This window comes from Bradyrhizobium sp. B039 (genome assembly GCF_038965675.1).
In the GTDB taxonomy this organism is placed as follows: domain Bacteria; phylum Pseudomonadota; class Alphaproteobacteria; order Rhizobiales; family Xanthobacteraceae; genus Bradyrhizobium; species Bradyrhizobium diazoefficiens.
In genome coordinates, this window is sequence record NZ_CP152416.1 from 8,794,781 (window position 1) to 8,815,226 (window position 20,446).

The 20,446-nt window shown below is 64.8% G+C and carries 16 protein-coding genes; 13 read left to right on the plus strand and 3 right to left on the minus strand.

All coding sequences use genetic code 11. From position 1 onward, the window contains the following. Positions 1 to 41: 41 nt before the first annotated feature. Complete coding sequence (locus tag AAFG50_RS41435) at positions 42 to 1,124, minus strand: DUF2336 domain-containing protein (RefSeq protein WP_011083609.1); 1,083 nt, start codon at positions 1,122 to 1,124, stop codon at positions 42 to 44. 361 nt (positions 1,125 to 1,485) lie between these two features. On the opposite strand from AAFG50_RS41435, the gene rimP reads away from it, so the two are divergent. From rimP to pnp, 8 genes are all read left to right on the plus strand, one after another. Then, positions 1,486 to 2,241 (plus strand): ribosome maturation factor RimP, encoded by a 756-nt coding sequence (gene rimP / locus AAFG50_RS41440; RefSeq protein WP_028172521.1) that lies wholly within the window; start codon positions 1,486 to 1,488, stop codon positions 2,239 to 2,241. Between the two features lie 2 nt (positions 2,242 to 2,243). Continuing rightward, positions 2,244 to 3,854 (plus strand): transcription termination factor NusA, encoded by a 1,611-nt coding sequence (nusA, locus tag AAFG50_RS41445; protein WP_028172520.1) that lies wholly within the window; start codon positions 2,244 to 2,246, stop codon positions 3,852 to 3,854. A 23-nt stretch (positions 3,855 to 3,877) separates the two neighbouring features. After that, positions 3,878 to 4,561: an RNA-binding protein gene (locus tag AAFG50_RS41450; RefSeq protein WP_011083606.1), complete on the plus strand. Its 684-nt coding sequence runs from the start codon at positions 3,878 to 3,880 to the stop codon at positions 4,559 to 4,561. Between the two features lie 71 nt (positions 4,562 to 4,632). Then, positions 4,633 to 7,341 (plus strand): translation initiation factor IF-2, encoded by a 2,709-nt coding sequence (gene infB / locus AAFG50_RS41455; protein WP_028172519.1) that lies wholly within the window; start codon positions 4,633 to 4,635, stop codon positions 7,339 to 7,341. Between the two features lie 153 nt (positions 7,342 to 7,494). Continuing rightward, entirely contained in the window at positions 7,495 to 7,929 is a 435-nt protein-coding gene (rbfA, locus tag AAFG50_RS41460; RefSeq protein WP_011083604.1) for a 30S ribosome-binding factor RbfA, read from the plus strand. Next, complete coding sequence (gene truB / locus AAFG50_RS41465) at positions 7,926 to 9,044, plus strand: tRNA pseudouridine(55) synthase TruB (protein WP_028172518.1); 1,119 nt, start codon at positions 7,926 to 7,928, stop codon at positions 9,042 to 9,044. The genes rbfA and truB overlap by 4 nt, the downstream gene beginning before the upstream one ends. 2 nt (positions 9,045 to 9,046) lie before the next feature. Beyond that, positions 9,047 to 9,316 (plus strand): 30S ribosomal protein S15, encoded by a 270-nt coding sequence (gene rpsO, locus AAFG50_RS41470; protein ID WP_011083602.1) that lies wholly within the window; start codon positions 9,047 to 9,049, stop codon positions 9,314 to 9,316. A 462-nt stretch (positions 9,317 to 9,778) separates the two neighbouring features. Next, positions 9,779 to 11,941, plus strand: coding sequence for a polyribonucleotide nucleotidyltransferase (pnp, locus tag AAFG50_RS41475; protein ID WP_028172517.1), 2,163 nt, complete (start codon positions 9,779 to 9,781; stop codon positions 11,939 to 11,941). A gap of 172 nt (positions 11,942 to 12,113) precedes the next feature. Here the strand turns inward: pnp and katG are convergent, their stop codons facing one another. Beyond that, positions 12,114 to 14,279: a catalase/peroxidase HPI gene (katG, locus tag AAFG50_RS41480; RefSeq protein WP_028172516.1), complete on the minus strand. Its 2,166-nt coding sequence runs from the start codon at positions 14,277 to 14,279 to the stop codon at positions 12,114 to 12,116. A 114-nt stretch (positions 14,280 to 14,393) separates the two neighbouring features. Between katG and AAFG50_RS41485 the strand changes: the two genes are divergently transcribed. The 5 genes from AAFG50_RS41485 (at position 14,394) to AAFG50_RS41505 (ending at position 18,373) form a co-directional block, all read left to right on the plus strand. After that, positions 14,394 to 15,320: a hydrogen peroxide-inducible genes activator gene (locus AAFG50_RS41485; protein WP_011083599.1), complete on the plus strand. Its 927-nt coding sequence runs from the start codon at positions 14,394 to 14,396 to the stop codon at positions 15,318 to 15,320. Positions 15,321 to 15,326: 6 nt separating this feature from the next. After that, entirely contained in the window at positions 15,327 to 15,788 is a 462-nt protein-coding gene (locus AAFG50_RS41490) for a GNAT family N-acetyltransferase (RefSeq protein WP_028172515.1), read from the plus strand. An 82-nt stretch (positions 15,789 to 15,870) separates the two neighbouring features. Next, a complete protein-coding gene (locus tag AAFG50_RS41495) occupies positions 15,871 to 16,710 on the plus strand; it encodes a hypothetical protein (protein ID WP_028172514.1) in 840 nt (279 codons plus the stop codon). Between the two features lie 60 nt (positions 16,711 to 16,770). Beyond that, positions 16,771 to 17,661, plus strand: a complete 891-nt coding sequence (locus AAFG50_RS41500) for a hypothetical protein (RefSeq protein ID WP_028172513.1) — start codon at positions 16,771 to 16,773, stop codon at positions 17,659 to 17,661. A 115-nt stretch (positions 17,662 to 17,776) separates the two neighbouring features. Beyond that, the gene (locus AAFG50_RS41505) at positions 17,777 to 18,373 is read left to right on the plus strand and encodes a glutathione S-transferase family protein (RefSeq protein ID WP_028172512.1); all 597 of its coding nucleotides are present in this window, start codon (positions 17,777 to 17,779) and stop codon (positions 18,371 to 18,373) included. A gap of 64 nt (positions 18,374 to 18,437) precedes the next feature. Here the strand turns inward: AAFG50_RS41505 and AAFG50_RS41510 are convergent, their stop codons facing one another. Beyond that, positions 18,438 to 20,375 (minus strand): autotransporter outer membrane beta-barrel domain-containing protein, encoded by a 1,938-nt coding sequence (locus tag AAFG50_RS41510; protein ID WP_231166754.1) that lies wholly within the window; start codon positions 20,373 to 20,375, stop codon positions 18,438 to 18,440. Positions 20,376 to 20,446: the final 71 nt, after the last annotated feature.

A 20,446-nucleotide genomic window follows, 5' to 3' on the forward strand; every position in this document is an offset into this window, starting at 1 on the left:
TCGATGCTTCGCATCGCCCCGGAATGACCAACACAGTAACTTCAGATCGTCTGCCGGTTGCGCCAGAAATTCACGACGCGTTCCGCCGTCGTCGGCATCAGGCGCGTGAAGTTCATGCGGGCGGCCTCGATGTCGGCATCGGCCGGCGTGCGATGCGGACCGTACCAGAGCAGGATGAGCGCGCGCACCGTGGGCCAGCCGAGATTGAGCACGCGCCCCAGGATCAGAATCGGATCGTAGCGGTCGCCCGCGATCAGGCGGTCGAGGATCGAGAGGCGGACGCCGGACATCGCCGAGAGCGAGGCGATCGCTTCCTCGTATTTGTTTGCCTTGGCAAAGCCGAGCAGCGCGCTCTCGCCGAGATGGCCCTCGCGATGCAGACCGAGCACCGTGCGCTGTGCCGCCGTGAAATCGCGCCGCGGCCCGGGCGGCAGCGCGGCCTCCTCGATGGCCGCCATGGCGCGCTTGATCTCGACCTGGCGCACGGGATTGACCACGCTGGAGAGACGGCGGCGAATGACGTCGAGCGTGCCGTTGAGCAGCTCTTTCAGGTGCTCGCCCGAAAGATCGTTGCGCTGACCGATCTTGAGCGTCAGCACGCCGTCCTGCGCGGCACGCTTGATCAGCTCGGAATAGCCGCCGGGTGAGAACATCGCACCGGCATTGCCTGCGGCGCGACGCACCACGTCGCGGTCGCCGCGCTCGACCAGTACGTCGGTGACGACAGACGACAGGGCGGGACGCTCCGTCATCGCCAGCAGATGACCCTGGCCCTTCAGCCGCGCGATCTCGACCAGCGCCGCTTCGTCGAGCACGGGCGAGCGGCGCAACACAGGGGCCGCCACCATGATCTCGTTTTCGCGCGCGAACTGGTTCACCAGGTGCCGCGGCGCGTTGTCCAGGCGCGAGAAGCGCTCGGCGAGATCGACGCGCGAGGCGAGCTCGGCATGCGGGACGAGATCGATCAGGAGATCGTCGAAGAGATCGATGAGCTCGGGACGGAGCTTGGCGGGATCCTGGAAGAACAGCTCGGCGATGGCACGCGCGATCTCGCCACGGCGCCGGGGGTCGCCGCGTTTGACGATATCGTCCAGTCCGGGAATGAGCGACGTGGCAACGGTCATGAAAACGCAAACTCGTACAGGGCACGCCGCGGGTGCGCCCTTGGTCCAAGTCGCCCCACAATCAGGGAATTTAGGCCCCGTTGATGAAGGAAGCGTTGCGCGGGGGGCCATTGGAAAGGCGCAAAAAGCCTCGCCTGCCGTGCGATGGGCCTTGTCCGCGAGGGTGGAAAGGGCTATATCAGCGCCAATTCATCTTCTCATACGATCCGCGTAGTGAGAGTGGGCCCGAAAGGACCCGCTCTTTTTTATTACCTGAGCGCGGCTTGGCGGAAGATGCGGCCCGGCGAGCTGCCGGGAGAGTTCCGAAGCGGGCTTTGAAATCGTAACCAAGCCTTAACCATCGAGCGCCTTGACCCTGGATATGACCGAACCGACCGCTGGTTCCACGGATGCCGAGTTGCTGGCCGAGCCGAGGCTCGTGGTCGAGCCGGGCGTCGCGGCACGGGTGTCCGCGGTGGCAGGTCCCGTGCTCCAGGGCATGGGCTACCGCCTGGTGCGGATCCGCATTTCCGGCGAGGCCGGCTGCACCGTGCAGATCATGGCCGAGCGCCCGGACGGCTCGATGCAGATCGAGGATTGCGAGGCGATCTCGCGGGCGCTGTCGCCCGTGCTCGACGTCGCCGACCCCATCGATCGCGCCTATCGGCTGGAAATCTCCTCGCCGGGGATCGATCGCCCCCTGGTGCGGCGTTCCGATTTCGAGCGCTATGCCGGACATCTGGTGAAGGTCGAGATGGCGGTCGCCCATGAGGGGCGGAAGCGGTTCCGCGGCATGATCGGCGCTGTCGAAGGCGACCGCGTGCATCTGCAGCGCGACGACGTCAAGGCCGGCGAGGAACGCGACGTTCTCCTGACGATGGAGGACATCAGCGAGGCCCGGCTGGTACTGACCGACGAGCTGATCGCGGAATCGATGCGCCGTGGCAAGGCCGCGGCGCGCGAGATGCGCCGCAATCTCGGCCTGGAGCCGCCGGCTGCGCCTCACGCGAAAATCAGCGAAAAAACGACCAAGAACACCAAGCCGAAGAAGAAGCCGGCACCGACCAATACGAAGAAACATCGCCTGGCCGCCGAACGCGCGCGGCGCGGCGAGATCGAGCCTGACGAAGGAGACTAGCCATGGCAGTCAGCGCCAATCGACTTGAACTGCTCCAGATCGCCGATGCCGTCGCGCGCGAGAAATCGATCGACCGCGGCATCGTCATCGCGGCGATGGAGGACGCCATCGCCAAGGCGGCGCGGGCCCGTTACGGCAGCGAAACTGACGTTCACGCCGAGATCGACCCGAAGAAGGGCGAGCTGCGGCTGTCGCGCCACATGCTGGTGGTCGAGAAGGTCGAAAACCACTCCAACCAGATTTCGCTGGTGGATGCGCAGCGCGCCAATCCCGGCGCCCAGGTCGGTGACACCATCGCCGACACCCTGCCGCCGCTCGAATATGGCCGCATCGCTGCGCAGTCGGCCAAGCAGGTGATCGTGCAGAAGGTGCGCGAGGCCGAGCGCGACCGGCAATATCAGGAATTCAAGGACCGCATCGGCGACATCGTCAACGGCGTCGTCAAGCGCGTCGAATATGGCAGCGTGATCGTCGATCTCGGCCGCGGTGAAGCCATCATCCGCCGCGACGAGATGCTGCCGCGCGAAGTGTTCCGCAACGGCGACCGCGTCCGCGCCTATATCTTCGACGTCCGCCGCGAGACCCGCGGCCCGCAGATCTTCCTCTCCCGCACCCATCCGCAGTTCATGGCGAAGCTGTTCGCGCAGGAAGTGCCGGAAATCTATGACGGCATCGTCGAGATCAAGGCGGTTGCCCGCGATCCCGGCTCGCGCGCGAAAATCGGCGTGATTTCCCGCGATTCCTCGGTCGATCCGGTCGGCGCCTGCGTCGGCATGCGCGGCTCGCGCGTGCAGGCCGTGGTGAACGAATTGCAGGGCGAGAAGATCGACATCATTCCCTGGTCGCCCGACATCGCGACCTTCGTGGTCAACGCGCTGGCGCCGGCCGAAGTCTCCAAGGTCGTCATCGACGAAGACCGCGAGCGCATCGAGGTCGTGGTGCCCGATACCAACAACCAACTCTCGCTGGCGATCGGCCGCCGCGGCCAGAACGTGCGCCTGGCCTCGCAGCTCACCGGCTGGGATATCGACATCCTGACCGAGCAGGAGGAATCGGAGCGCCGCCAGGCCGACTTCGAGAACTCCACCCGCGTCTTCATGGAATCGCTCAACGTCGACGAAGTGGTCGGCCAGCTGCTGGCGTCCGAAGGCTTCACCTCGGTCGAGGAACTCGCCATGGTGGACATCAAGGAGCTCGCCGGCATCGAGGGTTTTGACGAGGAGACCGCGCAGGAGCTCCAGAACCGCGCCCGCGAATATCTCGAGCAGCAGGAAGCCGAGCTCGAGGCCAAGCGCGTGGAACTCGGCGTCGAGGACGCTCTCAAGGACGTGCCCGGCGTCACCTCGAAGATGCTGGTGAAGTTCGGCGAGAACGACATCAAGACCGTCGACGACCTCGCCGGCTGCGCCACCGACGATCTGGTCGGCTGGACCGAGCGCAAGGAAGGTGGCGAATCCACCAAATATCCGGGTGCGCTCGACGGTATCGAGATTTCCCGTGACGATGCCGAAGCGATGATCATGCAGGCCCGCGTCAAGGCCGGCTGGATCACCGAGGCCGATCTCGCCAAGCCCGCTGAAGAGGCTGAGGCGAGCGAAGATCAGCCGGCTTAAGGACGAAGGAGAATGTCGCCCGGATGCTCGCAGATACTGACCACGATCTCGACCATGGGCCGCGGACCGAAAGGTCCGCGACCATGCGGATGTGCGCGGTCAGCCGCGAGGTCCGACCGATCGACGAGCTGATCCGTTTCGTCGTCTCGCCAGAAGGGCACATAGTTCCCGATCTCAAGCGCAAGCTGCCCGGACGCGGCATGTGGATCACCGCCTCGCGCGAGGTGGTTGCGGAAGCGGTGCGGCGTCACCAATTTAGCAAGGCCTTCAAGCGCGAGCTGCGCACCCCTCAGACGCTTCCCGCCGACATCGAGGCGCTCCTGGTCCGGAGCGTGACGGAAGCCCTTGGGATTGCCGCAAAGGCGGGCCAGGTCGTGGCCGGCTTCGGCAAGGTCGAGAGCGCGCTTCGGGAAGGCACGGTCGAGGTCCTGATCCACGCCAGCGACGGGGCCGCGGACGGAATCCGCAAATTGGACATGCTGGCGCGTCAAAATGCCGGAAATCGCGGCGCCAAGCCGCAGATTCCCGTCGTGACCGGACTGAAATCGATAGAATTGGATTTGGCACTGACCCGGTCAAATGTGATACATGCTGCGCTGCTCGCGGGCCCGGCGAGCAGGTCATTCCTGTCACGTAGCCAGATGCTGGTCCGATACCGGATGGCGGACGATGACAAGACTGCCGAAAAGCGCGGCCAGGATTTCTGAGAGACAACGACCAACCGACATGACTGTGCGGCAACGCACAACGACAACAAGATCAGGATTAGGACTGCTGAATGGTTGATACCAAGACCCCTGGCGACAAGAAGCTGAGCGTTCCGAGCAAGACGCTATCGCTCAAGCCGCGCGTCGAAACGGGCACCGTGCGCCAGAGCTTCAGCCACGGCCGGAGCAAGCAGGTCGTGGTCGAGAAGCGCGGCAAGCGCCGTATTGGCGACGGTCCCGAGCCGCACGCGCCCGAGGTGACCGCAAAGCCGGCGCCCGCCGCGCCTGCCCCGTCGCGCCCGGCTCCGCCGCCCGCCGCGCCGCGCAATGCCGGTTCCGGCGTGGTGCTGCGCACCCTGACCGAGGACGAGCGTTCGGCCCGTGCCAGCGCGCTGGCCGATGCCAAGCTGCGCGAAGTCGAGGAACGCCGCCAGGCCGAGGAAGAGGCCCAGCGCCGCGCTGTCCGCGAGGCCGCCGAACGCGCCGAGCGCGAAGCCGCCGAAGCCCGCCGCAAGGCCGAGGACGAGCGCCATCGCCACGAGGACGAAGCCAAGCGGAAGGCCGAGACCGAGGCCAAGAAGCGTTTTGGCGAGGGCGAGCAGCCGGCTTCGGCCGCGCGTCCCGCGACCGCAGCGCCGGCCGCGCCCGCACCGCGCCCCGGTGCGCCCGCGGCACGGCCCGGAACCACGACGACCCGCCCGGGAACAACGACCGCGCGTCCTGCAACGACGACCGCGCAGCGTCCGGGTGCACCGGCAGGTCGCGGCCCCGCAGTTGCGGCCGAGCCGGACGAGGACGAGGCGCCGCGCCAGATCCGTCGCGGTCCCGGCGGCGCCGCGCGTCCCGCGCCGCCTCCCAAGACCACTCACAAGCCCGGCCCGCAGAAAGAGCGCGGCCGTCTCACGGTGGTCACCGCGCTCAACGCCGACGAGGTGCGCGAGCGCTCGATCGCCTCGTTCCGCCGCCGCACCCAGCGTCTGAAGGGCCATGCCTCGAACGAGCCGAAGGAAAAGCTCATCCGCGAGGTGATCATTCCGGAAGCGATCACGATCCAGGAGCTCGCCAACCGCATGGCCGAGCGCGCGGTCGACGTCATCCGCATGCTGATGAAGCAGGGCGCGATGCACAAGATCACCGACGTGATCGACGCCGACACCGCGCAGCTGATCGCCGAAGAGCTCGGTCACACCGTCAAGCGCGTCGCCGCGTCCGACGTTGAAGAAGGCCTGTTCGACCAGGTCGACGATTCCACCGACACCGAGACGCGTTCGCCCGTGGTGACCGTGATGGGTCACGTCGACCACGGCAAGACCTCGCTGCTCGACGCGCTCCGACATGCCAACGTGGTCTCCGGCGAAGCCGGCGGCATCACCCAGCATATCGGCGCCTATCAGGTGGTGTCGCCCGAAAGCGGCAAGAAGATCACCTTCATCGACACGCCCGGCCACGCCGCGTTCACCGCGATGCGCGCCCGCGGCGCCAAGGTCACCGACATCGTCGTGCTGGTGGTCGCGGCCGATGACGGCGTGATGCCGCAGACCGTCGAAGCCATCAACCACGCCAAGGCGGCGCGGGTGCCGATCATCGTTGCCATCAACAAGATCGACAAGCCCGATGCCAAGCCCGAGCGCGTGCGCACCGAGCTGCTCCAGCACGAAGTGCAGGTGGAATCCTTCGGCGGCGACGTCGTCGACGTCGAGGTGTCCGCCAAGAACAAGACCAATCTCGACAAGCTGCTCGAGATGATCGCGCTCCAGGCCGATATCCTCGACCTGAAGACCAATTCGGAGCGTCCGGCCGAAGGCACCGTGATCGAGGCCAAGCTCGACCGCGGCCGTGGCCCGGTCGCGACCGTGCTGGTCCAGCGCGGCACGCTCCGTGTCGGCGACATCATCGTTGCCGGCGCCGAGATGGGCCGCGTCCGCGCGCTGATCTCGGACCAGGGCGAGACGGTGCAGGAAGCCGGTCCCTCGGTGCCGGTCGAGGTGCTCGGCTTCAACGGTCCGCCGGAAGCCGGCGATCGCCTCGCCGTCGTCGAGAACGAAGCCCGCGCCCGCCAGGTCACGAGCTACCGCGCGCACCAGAAGCGCGAGAACGCGGCAGCCTCGATCTCCGGCATGCGCGGCTCGCTCGAGCAGATGATGTCGCAGCTGAAGACGGCGGGCCGCAAGGAATTCCCGCTGATCATCAAGGCCGACGTGCAGGGCTCGCTGGAAGCGATCCTCGGCTCGCTGGAGAAGCTCGGCACCGACGAAGTCGCCGCCCGCATCCTGCATGCCGGCGTCGGCGGTATCTCGGAGTCGGACGTGACGCTCGCGGAAGGCTTCAACGCCGCGATCATCGGCTTCTCGGTTCGTGCCAACAAGGAAGCCGCTGCGGCCGCCAAGCGCAACGGCATCGAGATCCGCTACTACAACATCATCTACGACCTCGTGGACGACGTGAAGAAGGCGATGAGCGGCCTGCTCGCGCCGACCTTGCGCGAGACCATGCTTGGCAATGCCGCGATCCTGGAGATCTTCAACATCTCCAAGGTCGGCAAGGTCGCCGGCTGCCGCGTCACCGACGGCACCGTGGAACGCGGCGCCAATGTGCGCCTGATCCGCGACAACGTCGTCGTGCACGAAGGCAAGCTGTCGACGCTGAAGCGCTTCAAGGACGAAGTGAAGGAAGTCCAGTCCGGTCAGGAATGCGGCATGGCCTTCGAGAACTATCACGACATGCGTGCCGGTGACGTGATCGAGTGTTATCGCGTGGAGACGATCCAGCGCTCCCTGTAAGTCCAAATCTTACCGAAGCGCCCGGATCTTTTTGAGCTGAAATAGCGGGAGTGAGATGGCCGGATTTTTTCCGGCCATCCGCGCCTCTTCGTTTCAACGGACAAATGACAATGCTCGTGTCCCAAACGCGGGCACGACGAGGTGATTTCCAGAATGCCGCGCCACCACCAGAAAAAAAGTTCCGCGTCCGGCGGAGGCTCGCAGCGCCAGTTGCGCGTCGGCGAGCAGGTTCGCCATGCGATGGCCGAGATTCTGGCGCAAGGCAACGTGCATGATGCGGACCTCGAAGGTCACATCGTCACCGTGCCGGAGGTGCGGATGTCCCCCGACCTGAAGCTCGCGACAATCTACGTGATGCCGCTCGGTGGCCGCGACACCGAGATCGTCATCGCTGCGCTCGAGCGCAACAAGAAATTCCTGCGCGGCGAAGTCGCGCGGCGCGTTAACCTGAAATTTGCACCTGACGTTCGCTTCCGCGTCGACGAGCGATTCGACGAAGCGGAACGGATCGAGAAGCTTTTGCGAACACCTGCGGTGCAGAAGGACCTGGAACAGGATCCGGATTCGGATCGGGAAGAAGAGCAATGACGATGGACCCGGCTCACGGCACGATCGGCGGCGAACAGGCCGATCAGCGCGACGTGCAGAAAAATAATTTTGCGGACATGGGCGGCAATTCCCAGCCGCACCAGGAGCCGCGCCGCGTCAACAACGATCCCCGCGCCAAGCAGCAGAAGGGCAACCAGGTTCGCCGCGACCGCCGCGACGTCCATGGCTGGGTCGTGCTCGACAAGCCGATCGGCATGACCTCGACGCAGGCCGTCGCCGTGCTCAAGCGCCTGTTCAACGCCAAGCGCGCCGGCCACGCCGGCACGCTCGATCCGCTCGCTTCCGGCGGCCTGCCGATTGCGCTCGGCGAAGCCACCAAGACGGTTCCCTTCGTCATGGACGGCCGCAAGCGCTACCAGTTCACCGTGTGCTGGGGCGAGGAGCGCGACACCGACGACATCGAGGGCCGGGTGACCGCGACCTCCGAGCTGCGCCCGACCCGGGAGGCCATCCTGGCGCTGTTGCCCCGCTTCACCGGGGTGATCGAGCAGATCCCGCCGCGCTATTCTGCGATCAAGATCCAGGGCGAGCGCGCCTATGACCTCGCCCGCGACGGCGAGGTCGTGGAGCTGGCTCCCCGCCCGGTCGAGATTCACCGATTAACCCTTGTGGATCAACCGGATAACGACCGGGCCGTGTTCGAGGCCGAGTGCGGCAAGGGCACCTATGTCCGTGCGCTGGCCCGCGATATGGGCCGGATTCTCGGCACTTATGGCCATATCTGCGCGCTGCGACGGACCCTGGTCGGCCCATTTGGCGAAAACGACATGATTCCGCTGGATCAGTTGGAGGCTTTGTGCGATAGAGCCGCGTCCGGCGAGGGCAGCCTCGCCGACGCGCTTTTGCCCGTTGAGACCGCGCTGGACGACATCCCGGCACTGGCCGTCACTCGGGCTGATGCGGCAAGGCTCCATCGGGGCCAGGCCGTTTTGTTGCGCGGACGGGATGCGCCCACTTGTAGCGGCACAGTCTATGTCACGGTGGCAGGCCGCCTTTTGGCGCTTGCCGAAGTCGGCAATGGCGAAATCATCCCCAAGCGTGTGTTCAACCTGACCGGCCTGACTGCCAGCCCCGGTCGCAACGAGAGAAATTGACGATGTCGATTGCCGCAGAACGCAAAGCGGAAGTCATCAAGACGAATGCCACCAAGGCCGGCGATACCGGCTCGCCCGAGGTTCAGGTCGCGATCCTGTCGGAACGCATCAACAACCTCACCAGCCATTTCAAGACCCACGTGAAGGACAACCATTCGCGTCGCGGTCTCTTGAAGCTGGTCTCGACCCGCCGCTCGCTCCTCGACTACCTCAAGAAGAGGGACGAGGCGCGCTACAAGGCACTGCTCGAGAAGCACAACATTCGTCGTTAAGTGTTCCTGCGCGCGCCACTGGCGCGCGTTTTCGCGCGTGGTTTCGAACGAAAGCGTTTGTTTGAAGGTTTTTGATCGAGGCTGCGTGCGCGTCGGATGCGAGCCCAAAGCGCGAAGAATCGCACTTTGGATTGTTGTTTGAGCATGATCTTTTCGGAAAACCGATTCGCACTTTTCCGGATCATACTCGAGTGACGGCCAGCATCCGGGGCACGATCGGCGAAGACCGCAGTTCGGTGTTCGCGTTCGTGCCGACTGACAGTCCAGCAGCAATCCGGCGGCTGGGCACAACGGGCAAGGCGCCCGTATGACCCGAAAGGATGGACGCCATCCGAAATCCAAAAACCATGGCAGGATCGCAGGACGCTGATCATCCGCTCCGATCAGCGTCCCGCAATCTTGCGCATGGTTTTTGTTTTTCGAAGCGTCCCTTGTTTCGAGAACCCATGAAAGAAGACCTCTATGTTCAATAAGCATTCAGTCGAGATCGACTGGGGCGGACGCCCTCTCAAGCTCGAAACCGGCAAGATCGCCCGCCAGGCCGACGGCGCCGTCGTCGCCACCTATGGCGAGACCGTGGTGCTCGCCACCGTCGTCGCGGCGAAGGCGCCGCGCGAAGGCGTCGACTTCCTGCCGCTGACCGTCGACTACCAGGAGAAGACCTACGCCGCCGGCCGCATTCCCGGCGGCTATTTCAAGCGTGAGGGCCGTCCGACCGAGAAGGAGACGCTGGTCTCCCGCCTGATCGACCGCCCGATCCGTCCGCTGTTCGTCGACGGTTGGCGCAACGAGACCCAGGTGATCGCCACCGTGCTGTCGCACGACATGGAGAACGATCCCGATATCGTCGCGCTGGTGGCCTCGTCGGCTGCGCTGACCCTGTCGGGCGCTCCCTTCAAGGGTCCGATCGGCGCCGCGCGCGTCGGCTTCGTCAATGACGAATACGTGCTCAACCCGACGCTCGACGAGATGGTCGACACCCAGCTCGACCTCGTCGTCGCCGGCACGGCCGACGCCGTACTGATGGTGGAATCGGAAGCCAAGGAACTGAACGAAGACATCATGCTCGGCGCGGTGATGTTCGGTCACCGCCACTTCCAGCCGGTGATCAACGCGATCATCGAGCTCGCCGAGAAGGCCGCCAAGGAGCCGCGCGAAGTCACCGTCATCGACAATGCCGCGCTCGAGAAGGAAATGCTCGGCCTCGTCGAGCAGGAACTGCGCGCCGCCTACGCCATCCCGGTCAAGCAGGATCGCTACGCCGCGGTCGGCAAGGTCAAGGAAAAGGTGATCGCCCATTATTTCCCCGAAGGGCAGGAACCGAAATACGACAAGCTGCGCATCGCCGGCGTGTTCAAGGAGCTCGAGGCCAAGATCGTTCGCTGGAACATCCTCGACACCGGCAAGCGCATCGACGGCCGCGACTCCAAGACCGTGCGCAACATCATCGCCGAAGTCGGCGTGCTGCCGCGCGCCCACGGCTCGGCGCTGTTCACCCGCGGCGAGACCCAGGCGATGGTCGTGACCACGCTCGGCACCGGCGAGGACGAGCAGTACATCGACGCGCTGTCGGGAACGTACAAAGAGACGTTCCTGCTGCACTACAACTTCCCTCCCTATTCGGTCGGTGAGACCGGCCGCCTCGGCGGCACCAAGCGCCGCGAGATCGGCCATGGCAAGCTCGCCTGGCGCGCGATCCACCCGGTGCTGCCGCCGCATCACGAGTTTCCGTACACGATCCGCGTGGTCTCCGAGATCACCGAATCCAACGGCTCCTCGTCGATGGCTTCGGTCTGCGGCGCCTCGCTCGCCCTGATGGACGCAGGCGTGCCGTTGAAGCGGCCGACCGCGGGCATCGCGATGGGCTTGATCCTGGAAGACAAGCGCTTTGCGGTTCTCTCCGACATCCTCGGTGACGAGGATCATCTCGGCGACATGGACTTCAAGGTCGCCGGCACTGAATCGGGCATCACCTCGCTCCAGATGGACATCAAGATCGAGGGCATCACCGAGGAGATCATGAAGGTCGCTCTCGGCCAGGCCAAGGATGGGCGTATCCACATCCTCGGCGAGATGGCCAAGGCGCTGACCAACGCCCGCGCCGAGCTCGGCGAATACGCGCCGCGCATCGAGACCTTCAAGATCCCGACCGACAAGATCCGCGAAGTGATCGGCACCGGCGGCAAGGTGATCCGCGAGATCGTCGAGAAGACCGGCGCCAAGGTCAACATCGAGGACGACGGCACCGTGAAGGTCGCCTCCAGCGACGGCGAGGCGATGAAGGCCGCGATCAAGTGGATCAAGTCGATCGCGTCCGAGCCCGAAGTCGGCCAGATCTATGACGGCACCGTCGTCAAGGTGATGGAGTTCGGCGCCTTCGTGAACTTCTTCGGCTCCAAGGACGGCCTCGTCCACATCAGCCAGCTCGCTTCGGCGCGCGTGCAGAAGACCTCCGACGTCGTCAAGGAAGGCGACAAGGTCAAGGTCAAGCTGCTCGGCTTCGACGACCGCGGCAAGACCCGCCTGTCGATGAAGGTGGTCGACCAGACCACCGGCGAGGACCTCGAGGCCAAGGACAAGGCCGCCGAGGGCGAGAAGGCCCCGCGCGAAGCGGCCGGCGAGTAAGTCTCGCACCAGTCCAGAAAAACGAAGGGCGGCCGAGAGGCCGCCCTTTTTGTTTGTGTTCGTGCTCGCCCCGGGAGAGCTGCGCTCGCTCTCCCGCTTGCGGGAGAGGGCTGGGGTGAGCCCGCGCCTTCGGCGCGACCTCTCCCGCAAGCGGGAGAGGTGTAACACCGCCTTACGCCGCGAGATCGAACCGGTCGAGGTTCATCACCTTGGTCCAGGCCTTGGCGAAGTCCTTCACGAACTGCTCCTTGGAGTCCGAGGTGGCATAGACCTCGGCGTAGGCGCGGAGCTGCGAGTGCGCGCCGAAGATGAGATCGGCGCGCGTGCCGGTCCACTTCACCGCGTTGGTCTTGCGGTCGCGAGCCTCGTAGGTGCCGTCGGCCGCCGGCGCCCACTGCGTGCTCATGTCGAGCAGGTTGACGAAGAAGTCGTTGCTCAGCGCACCCACCTTCGCGGTGAGGACGCCGTGCTTCGAACCGTTCGCATTGGCACCGAGCACGCGCAGACCGCCGACCAGCACGGTCAACTCGGGTCCGGTGAGCTTCAGAAGCTGTGCGCGATCGACGAGCGCTTCTTCCTGCTGCAGGAACTGCTGCCGCTTGCCGACGTAGTTGCGGAAACCATCGGCGCGCGGCTCCAGCGGCGCGAAGGAAGCCGCATCGGTCTGTTCCTGCGAAGCATCCATGCGGCCCGGCGTGAACGCGACCTTGACGTCGATGCCGGCGTCCTTCGCGGCCTTCTCGACCGCGGCGGTGCCGCCGAGGACGATCAGGTCGGCGAGCGAGACCTTCTTCGCGCCGGCCGAGGCGTTGAACTCCTTCTGGATCGCCTCGAGCTTGCCGAGGACCTTCGAGAGCTGAGCCGGCTGGTTCACCTCCCAGTCCTTCTGCGGGCTGAGACGGATGCGCGCGCCGTTGGCGCCGCCGCGCTTGTCCGAACCGCGGAACGTCGAGGCCGACGCCCATGCGGTCGAGACCAGCTCCGGCACCGAGAGGCCCGAGGCCAGGATCTTCGTCTTCAGCGCAGCGATGTCCTGATCGCTGACCAGCTCGTGATTCACGGCCGGGATCGGATCCTGCCAGATCAGCGTCTCCTTCGGCACCAGCGGGCCGAGATAGCGCTGGATCGGACCCATGTCGCGATGGGTGAGCTTGAACCAGGCACGGGCGAATGCGTCCGCGAACTGATCCGGGTTCTCCAGGAAGCGCCGCGAGATCTTCTCATAGGCCGGATCGAGGCGCAGCGAGAGGTCGGTGGTCAGCATCGTCGGCCGGTGCTTCTTCGACTTGTCGAAGGCGTCGGGAATGATCGCATCGGCACCCTTGGCCGTCCACTGGTTCGCGCCGCCCGGGCTCTTCGTCAGCTCCCATTCGTACTTGAACAGGTTCTCGAAGAAGTTGTTGCTCCACTTCGTCGGCGTCGTCGTCCACGTCACCTCGAGACCGCTGGTGATGGAATCGCCCGCCAGGCCCGAAGCGTGCTTGCTCTTCCAGCCGAGACCCTGATCCTCGAGCGCGCCCGCTTCCGGCTCCGGTCCGACCAGCGACGGATCGCCCGCACCATGGGTCTTGCCGAAGGTATGACCGCCGGCGATCAGCGCGACGGTTTCCTCGTCGTTCATCGCCATGCGGAAGAAGGTCTCGCGGATGTCCTTTGCCGCGGCGATCGGGTCCGGCTTGCCGTTCGGGCCTTCCGGATTGACGTAGATGAGGCCCATCTGCACCGCGCCGAGCGGCTCGGCGAGCTGGCGCTCGCCGCTGTAGCGCTCATCGCCCAGCCAGGTGCCTTCCGGACCCCAATACAGCTCTTCCGGCTCCCAGACGTCGGCGCGGCCACCGGCGAAACCGAACGTCTTGAAGCCCATCGACTCCAGCGCGACATTGCCGGCGAGCACCATCAAATCGGCCCAGGAGATCTTGCGGCCGTATTTCTGCTTGATCGGCCAGAGCAGCCGGCGCGCCTTGTCGAGGTTGGCGTTGTCAGGCCAGCTGTTGAGCGGCGCGAAGCGCTGCTGACCGGCACCGGCGCCGCCACGGCCATCGGTGATGCGGTAGGTGCCGGCGCTGTGCCAAGCCATGCGGATCATCAGGCCGCCATAATGACCGAAGTCGGCGGGCCACCACTCCTGCGAGTCCGTCATCAGGGCGGTCAGGTCCTTGATGACCGCGTTCAGGTCGAGCGTCTTGAATTCCTTGGCGTAGTCGAATTCCTTGCCCATCGGATCGGACAGGCCGGAATTCTTGTGCAGCATCTCGATGCTGAGCTGGGTTGGCCACCAATCGCGGTTCGCCGGCACGCGTTTTCCACCCGAAAACGGGCACTTTGAAGTGTCGTCCATGAATACCTCCTCTGGTGGCGTCGAACTCGCGCCTTTGACCAGGTAGAAGCAGTCTAAGCCTCGCATTCCATCAGGGGAAGTTGACTTTAATGATCGCTGCGATAGGATTTTCTGATGGTCAACGTGACGATGCGCCAGCTCCGGTATTTCGACGCGCTGGCGCGTCACGGCCATTTCGGGCGCGCGGCGGAGGCGAGTTCGATCTCGCAGCCGGCCCTGTCGATGCAGATCAAGGAACTGGAGGAGGCGCTCGGCGGCCTGCTGCTGGAGCGCACCGCCCGGCAGGTCGCGCTGACGCGGTTCGGCGAAGAGCTCGCCCCCCGCGTCCGCGACATCCTGCGCTCGGTCGATGAGCTCGGCGATTTCGCGCGGGCGTCGCAGGACCGCTTCGCCGGCCGACTGCGCATCGGCATGATTCCGACGATCGCGCCGTATTTGCTGCCCAAGATCACCAAGAATCTCACGCGCATGCATCCGGAACTCGACATCCGCGTGCGCGAGACGATGACGCCGCGGCTGATCCAGGAACTGGTCGAAGGCCGGCTCGACACCGCCATCGTCGCACTGCCGGTGTCTGAGCCCTCGCTCACCGAGGTCGCTCTGTTCGAGGAGAAATTCCTGCTGGTGCGGCCGGGCGCGGATGAGGGAACGCCCGCACCCTCGCGCGAGATGATGCGGGAGATGCGGCTCCTGCTGCTCGAGGAGGGACACTGCTTCCGCGACCAGGCGCTGTCCTTCTGCAACATGCAATCGGCGCCGCCGCGCGAGATGCTGGATGCGAATTCGCTGTCGACGTTGGTCCAGATGGTCAGCGCCGGCATCGGCGTCACCTTGATCCCGGAGATGGCGGTGCCGGTGGAGACGCGATCGGCCTCGGTCTCGCTCACGCGCTTTCGCGACCCGCAGCCCTCGCGCACCATCGGCATGGTCTGGCGCAAGACCAGCCCGCTGGCGCGGCAGCTGCTCCAGATTTCCGAGGTGGTGTGCCTGTCGGCCGGCAAGGTGCGCGCACGGCAATCCGTGCGCAGCCAACGGGCCTGACTTCCGATGCCGGCACCCGTCATCCGCCCCGCCCGCGCGGACGAATATGACGAGATCGCCCGCGTCTGGATGGAGAGCTGGGTCTCGACCGGGCTTGCCGAGGCGAGTGAATTCCTGCTGGCAAACCTGCGCGCACGCATCAGGCGCGAGATCGAGAACGGCTGGAGCCTGTTCGTCGCCGACGACAACGGCGCCATCGCCGCGATGCTCGCACTGCATCTGCCCAAACTCTATCTCGATATGCTCTTTGTCGGGCCCGCCTATCAGGGGCAATCCCTCGGGCGAAAACTGCTCGCCTTCACGCGCACGCAAATGCCTGACGAGATGTACCTGCGCTGTGTGCGCGAAAACGAAAAGGCCTGGCGCTGGTACGAGCGCGAAGGCTTTGTGTTTGAGAAGGAAGAGGTCGAACCGTCGAACGGGTTCGTGATGAAGTATTACCGTTGGAAGCGGCCGGCTGCGGGATAGACCACGATCTCTGGATGCAGCTTGCGGTTGTCACGATCCCCACCTAGTGTGGCGGGACCGATGACCCCTGCTCCCGGAATCCATGCTTCGCATTGCTGTCTCGCTGATCGCGCTCCTGTCCCTTCTGACCCCGGCAGTCGCACAAACTCCTCCCGCAACAACAGCGCCCGTCGCTCAGTCCGCACCACAGGCAAAGCCGGTTGCCAAGAAAGCGGCGCCGAAGGCCAAGCCGACTGCGAAGCCGCCGGTCGCGGCAGAGAGCGGCCCGTGTCGGCTCGGTGTGATCTCGGTGATCGGAGATCGCTACTCCGTACAGAAATTTGGCATTACGATCTTCGAGGCTGAGGCAAGCGAGGTCCCGATCGACTGGGGCCTCGACGATCTCGTCTTCGCACGGGTGCGCGCGGCAACGAATAACGATCCCGGGGTACGTAGGATCGCCTATCCCAAGGGCGTCTTCGAGCCCTTCTATAATCCGAAAACGATCCTGATCCGCGATCCCGGAGAGCGTCTGCCGGACATCGTACGAAGCTTCACCGCGAATGCGAATTGCGAGCGCTATCTTGTCGCAACCACGTTCAAGGCGGAGCTGCCAAATTCGCACATGACGCTAAACGGCATCGGCACTTACAATCAGGGGGTCGGCGGCATCCTCCGTCACTCGCATCTTTTCGCCAATGTTGCGATCACACTGATCGACGGAAGGAGCTACGAGGAGATCAAGCGCCCCTTTGTGAATTTCGGCGCCAACTTCGCTGCGAGTCTGCGACTGACCGAAGACCCACTCAACAAGCTCGACAACTCGCTATTTCCCGCCCCACCCGCGGCAGCTTCCGCCAGCGCGGCGCTGCGCGAGAGGACGCGCGCGCTCATCACCGACAGGCTCGACCGGGGCCTGCCGGGCTATCTAAAGGAAGAGTAAGCGCCTTTGCCGACGCGACACGCCAGAGAATCAAATTTCGCTGCGCTTGCGAACACAGCCGTGTTCAGCATCATGACCCTGCTGTTCGTCGTCGCGATCATCCTGTGGTGTTTTTCAACTCAGGCGCGGGCACAAGCCCAATTGGAGACGGCACGACCAACCGTCAAACAAGCCATCGGCAAGATAACCACGCGGCGTGAAGCGACGGGCAAGCCCGCTCCCGTGGCCGGCGGCTCGTGCGACTTCGGTGTCGTGGTCACCACCGGCGATGAGTTCACCGTGCTGACGACCGGCCTCACCGTATTCCAGAACAAGACGATGGTGGTCCCGATCCCAGGCTGGGGGCTCAACGATCTGATCTTCGCGCGGACTCGCGCCGCGATCCCTGCCGGCGTGTCCGTTCTGAGAATCCCCTACAACCCAGCGAAATTTCCTCCCCGCGATGAGTCCAAGGACACATTGAAGGACAGGCTGTTCCGCGATCTCAACGCGGAGCTGGCCGGATACATGCGCGAGGTCGCGAAAGGAACGAATTGCCGGCACTACATTCAGGTCCTCAATTCAGTCAGCCCTATCGGGACATCGAACTATACGGTCCGCGGGTTCGGCATCCTCAACCAGGATGTAGTGCTAGGGCGTCGCATCTATCTTTATGCCCTGGCGTTTATCCGCATCTTTGACGGGCGCGACTTCTCCGTTGTCAGACAGAGCTCTGCGCTGATCAACGTGCATCATTCCCTGGTGGTGCAGCGGCTTCTGGGGAGGCAAATCGGCGGCCCCTATCGCGAATTACCCGCAGAATCGTTTCCAACGCGCCCTGAAGATGCCGCCGACAATCCCGCACTGCGCGACGGCGTGCGCGCCATGCTGGCGGAAAGCCTCGACAAGACGCTGCCGCTTTTGCTCGGTGTTCGATCAGCAGCGAGTCAAAGCGACGCCAAAGAACGTTGACCCACATGTCGTTCACGCCGCTTGCCTTCTGCCTAGGCGTAGTGCGTTGCGGATGCGCGGCAAACGCGGCATGAATTGCGCGCTGTTGGCCTTCCGTCGATGAAAGGTTCCCGCCATGATCAAGCTCTATTGGTCGCCCCGTTCTCGCTCGTTCACGACGCTCTGGCTGATGGAGGAGAGCGGCCTGCCCTATGAGCGCGTGCTGACCGACATCTCGACCGGTGCGCAGAAGGCGCCGGACTATTTGAAGGTCAACCCGATGGGCAAGGTGCCGGCGCTCAGCGACGGCGACGCTGCGCTCGGCGAGGCCGCGGCGATCTGCGCCTATATCGCCGACCGCTATCCCGAGACCAAGCTTGCGCCCGCTGTGACCGATCCGCGCCGCGCGCGCTATCTGCAATGGCTGTTCTTCTCGCCGGGCTGCATCGAGCCGGCCATCATCCAGATCTTCACCAAGATCGAGATCCCGACCTCGACCGCGGCGTGGGGCAGCGCGACGCAGGTGTTCGACGTGCTGGAAGCTGCGCTCGCCAAGGGCCCATGGATTCTCGGCGAGGAGTTTTCCGCCGCCGACATCACGGTCGGCTCGGGCCTGAACTTCGCGGTGCGCCTGTTCAAGATGGTGCCGTCGCGCCCGGCCTTCGATGCCTATCTGGCGCGCTGCATGGCGCGGCTGGCGTTCCAGCGCGCGGAGAAGATCGCGGCGGGTTAGAGCGTCTTCAAGCGAAGTGGATGCCGGTTCGCGTAAAGAAAACGCGACAAAACAAGAATCCGGCTCAAAGCCTGATCTTGAGGACGGCGAGCCCGGACTGCTGGAGCAATCCGGAGGATGTCGCCGCGAGGCCGTAGCGGAGGCCGAGATCGAAACGGTTGTTGTCGGCCGCGACGATGCCCAGCGCGGTCGAGTAGATCCACGGCGACAGGGCAAGGCCGCCGGTCGTGAAGGTCTCGCCGCCGCCGGCAAACGCTGACTTGATCTGAAGTCCCTGATTCAGCGCGTTGTAGCCGACGCCGACATCGCCGGTAAGATAGACGTGCTGCGCGATCCTGTAGGCGCCCTTCAGCCCTGCCGTCAGCGTCAATTCGCGATAGGTTTGCGAATCCACATTGAGGCTGAAGCCGCCTGCGCCGCCTTCCTGATAGGCTGGCGAACGAACCTGTCCATAGTCCAGCCGCAGCAACGGCGCGATCGCAAATCCAGGCTCGAGCGGGATCAGCTTGCGAACACCCACACCGGCGTGCCCGCTATAGGACCGATAGCCGGCCGCAGCCGTATTGTTGATGAACGTGAGCGAGCGGCTCTCGCCGTTGTCATTCAACGCACCGTCGAGCTGGCCATCGACCTGAACGCCATGGCCGAGCGCATAGGCGCCGTAGAGTCCGGCCTGATAGGAATCGATGGCGAGCCGGTTCGGGACGGCATCCTCGCTGCCGGTGATCGTCTGATGCGAATAGGCGAACACGCCGCCGATCATCGCGCGCGTGGAGATTGTCGTGTCCGCGCCCACGGCAATGCCACCGCCGGACGCGTTATAGCCGGGGACGCCATCCACACTGCCCTGCCGGACACCGCCGCCTAGCGGCTTCATCCAAAGATTCCGTTCAGGCGTTGCGCCCGCGTTCAGCCCGAGCACGTCGTCCAATCGTCCTGTCATCGCCTGCTGAAATGTGCGTTGCGTGGAATAGGTCGCCTGCGACGCCGCGCCGGTGAGGACAGGCAAGGTCTGGTTGACGGCGTTGACGAGACCGGAGCCGCTGAGATTGTCGAGCGCGGTGAAGCCGGTCGCCATGCTGCCGGTCCAGCCAAGCGAGGTCGCCGACAAGCGATAGAGCATGTCCGCCGCGCCTAATCCCGCACGGCTGTTCCGGGCCTGGAGCGTTTCGGCATAGGGCCGCACCAGCGAGAGATAGGCGATGCCGCCGGTCGGGTTGCCCGAGAGATCGTAGCTGCTGACCAGCATCTGCGCGCCCGACGTATCGCCGCTCGCAGCGCCATAGAGACTACTAAGAGTGCCCTTCGAGAGTGTGTTGAAGAGCACGTTGCCTTCCGGCGTCACCGACCCCAGCAGCGTGAAGTTCGCAGCACCGCTCCCCGCGGGCGCAATGCCGGCGCCCCAGAAATATCCGTTCTGGTAATTCGTGATGACGAAGCGACCGGGCGCGGACGTGCCGAACAGCGTGGAGCTGACGATCCGCCACGGCGTGCCCGACGTCCAGGCCCATTGCGGGACGGAGTTCGCCGGAACGGCCTGCGAGGCCGGCGGCGTGAAGGTCGCGGGATCGTAAGGAAGCATGTAGGCCCAATGCGTCACCAGCAGGCTGTCGCCCGTGATCATCTGCATTTCCATGCCGGTCACGCCGTTGACGGTTCGCATGTGGCCGAGGCCGACGGTCACTGCACCGCCCGCGGTCGGCGTGAACAGCATCGTGATCTGGCCCGCGGTCGTGACGAACCCCTGGATGGTCGAGGTATCGGTCAGCAGCGCCGGACCAAGCTTGAGCTGCGCCACGCTCGTTCCGGTGAAGGCGCCGTTGGTCGCGGTCGCCAGCGACCACAGCGTCTGGTCGCCGATCGGGATCGGATTGGAGAAGCCGGTCTTGGGCGCGGCGTAGGCCAGCAGCTGCGCTGTCGGCACGTACCAGTTCGTGTTGGAGAGGGTCGCATCCCAGATCGCCGACTGCGCTACAGCGCGGGAGCTGCCGCAAACCAGCATCGCACCGGCAACAGACGCCAGCACGCCTACGCGACTGATCGCACGTATCCTCGGCAAGACCACTCTCCCGA

Bases quoted from the DNA above. Each gene is read 5' to 3' on its own strand.
- AAFG50_RS41435 (WP_011083609.1), bottom strand. From the start codon at position 1,124: ATGACCGTTGCCACGTCGCTCATTCCCGGACTGGACGATATCGTCAAA.
- rimP (WP_028172521.1), top strand. From the start codon at position 1,486: ATGACCGAACCGACCGCTGGTTCCACGGATGCCGAGTTGCTGGCCGAG.
- nusA (WP_028172520.1), top strand. From the start codon at position 2,244: ATGGCAGTCAGCGCCAATCGACTTGAACTGCTCCAGATCGCCGATGCC.
- AAFG50_RS41450 (WP_011083606.1), top strand. From the start codon at position 3,878: ATGCTCGCAGATACTGACCACGATCTCGACCATGGGCCGCGGACCGAA.
- infB (WP_028172519.1), top strand. From the start codon at position 4,633: ATGGTTGATACCAAGACCCCTGGCGACAAGAAGCTGAGCGTTCCGAGC.
- rbfA (WP_011083604.1), top strand. From the start codon at position 7,495: ATGCCGCGCCACCACCAGAAAAAAAGTTCCGCGTCCGGCGGAGGCTCG.
- truB (WP_028172518.1), top strand. From the start codon at position 7,926: ATGACGATGGACCCGGCTCACGGCACGATCGGCGGCGAACAGGCCGAT.
- rpsO (WP_011083602.1), top strand. From the start codon at position 9,047: ATGTCGATTGCCGCAGAACGCAAAGCGGAAGTCATCAAGACGAATGCC.
- pnp (WP_028172517.1), top strand. From the start codon at position 9,779: ATGTTCAATAAGCATTCAGTCGAGATCGACTGGGGCGGACGCCCTCTC.
- katG (WP_028172516.1), bottom strand. From the start codon at position 14,279: ATGGACGACACTTCAAAGTGCCCGTTTTCGGGTGGAAAACGCGTGCCG.
- AAFG50_RS41485 (WP_011083599.1), top strand. From the start codon at position 14,394: ATGGTCAACGTGACGATGCGCCAGCTCCGGTATTTCGACGCGCTGGCG.
- AAFG50_RS41490 (WP_028172515.1), top strand. From the start codon at position 15,327: ATGCCGGCACCCGTCATCCGCCCCGCCCGCGCGGACGAATATGACGAG.
- AAFG50_RS41495 (WP_028172514.1), top strand. From the start codon at position 15,871: ATGCTTCGCATTGCTGTCTCGCTGATCGCGCTCCTGTCCCTTCTGACC.
- AAFG50_RS41505 (WP_028172512.1), top strand. From the start codon at position 17,777: ATGATCAAGCTCTATTGGTCGCCCCGTTCTCGCTCGTTCACGACGCTC.
- AAFG50_RS41510 (WP_231166754.1), bottom strand. From the start codon at position 20,375: ATGCTGGTTTGCGGCAGCTCCCGCGCTGTAGCGCAGTCGGCGATCTGG.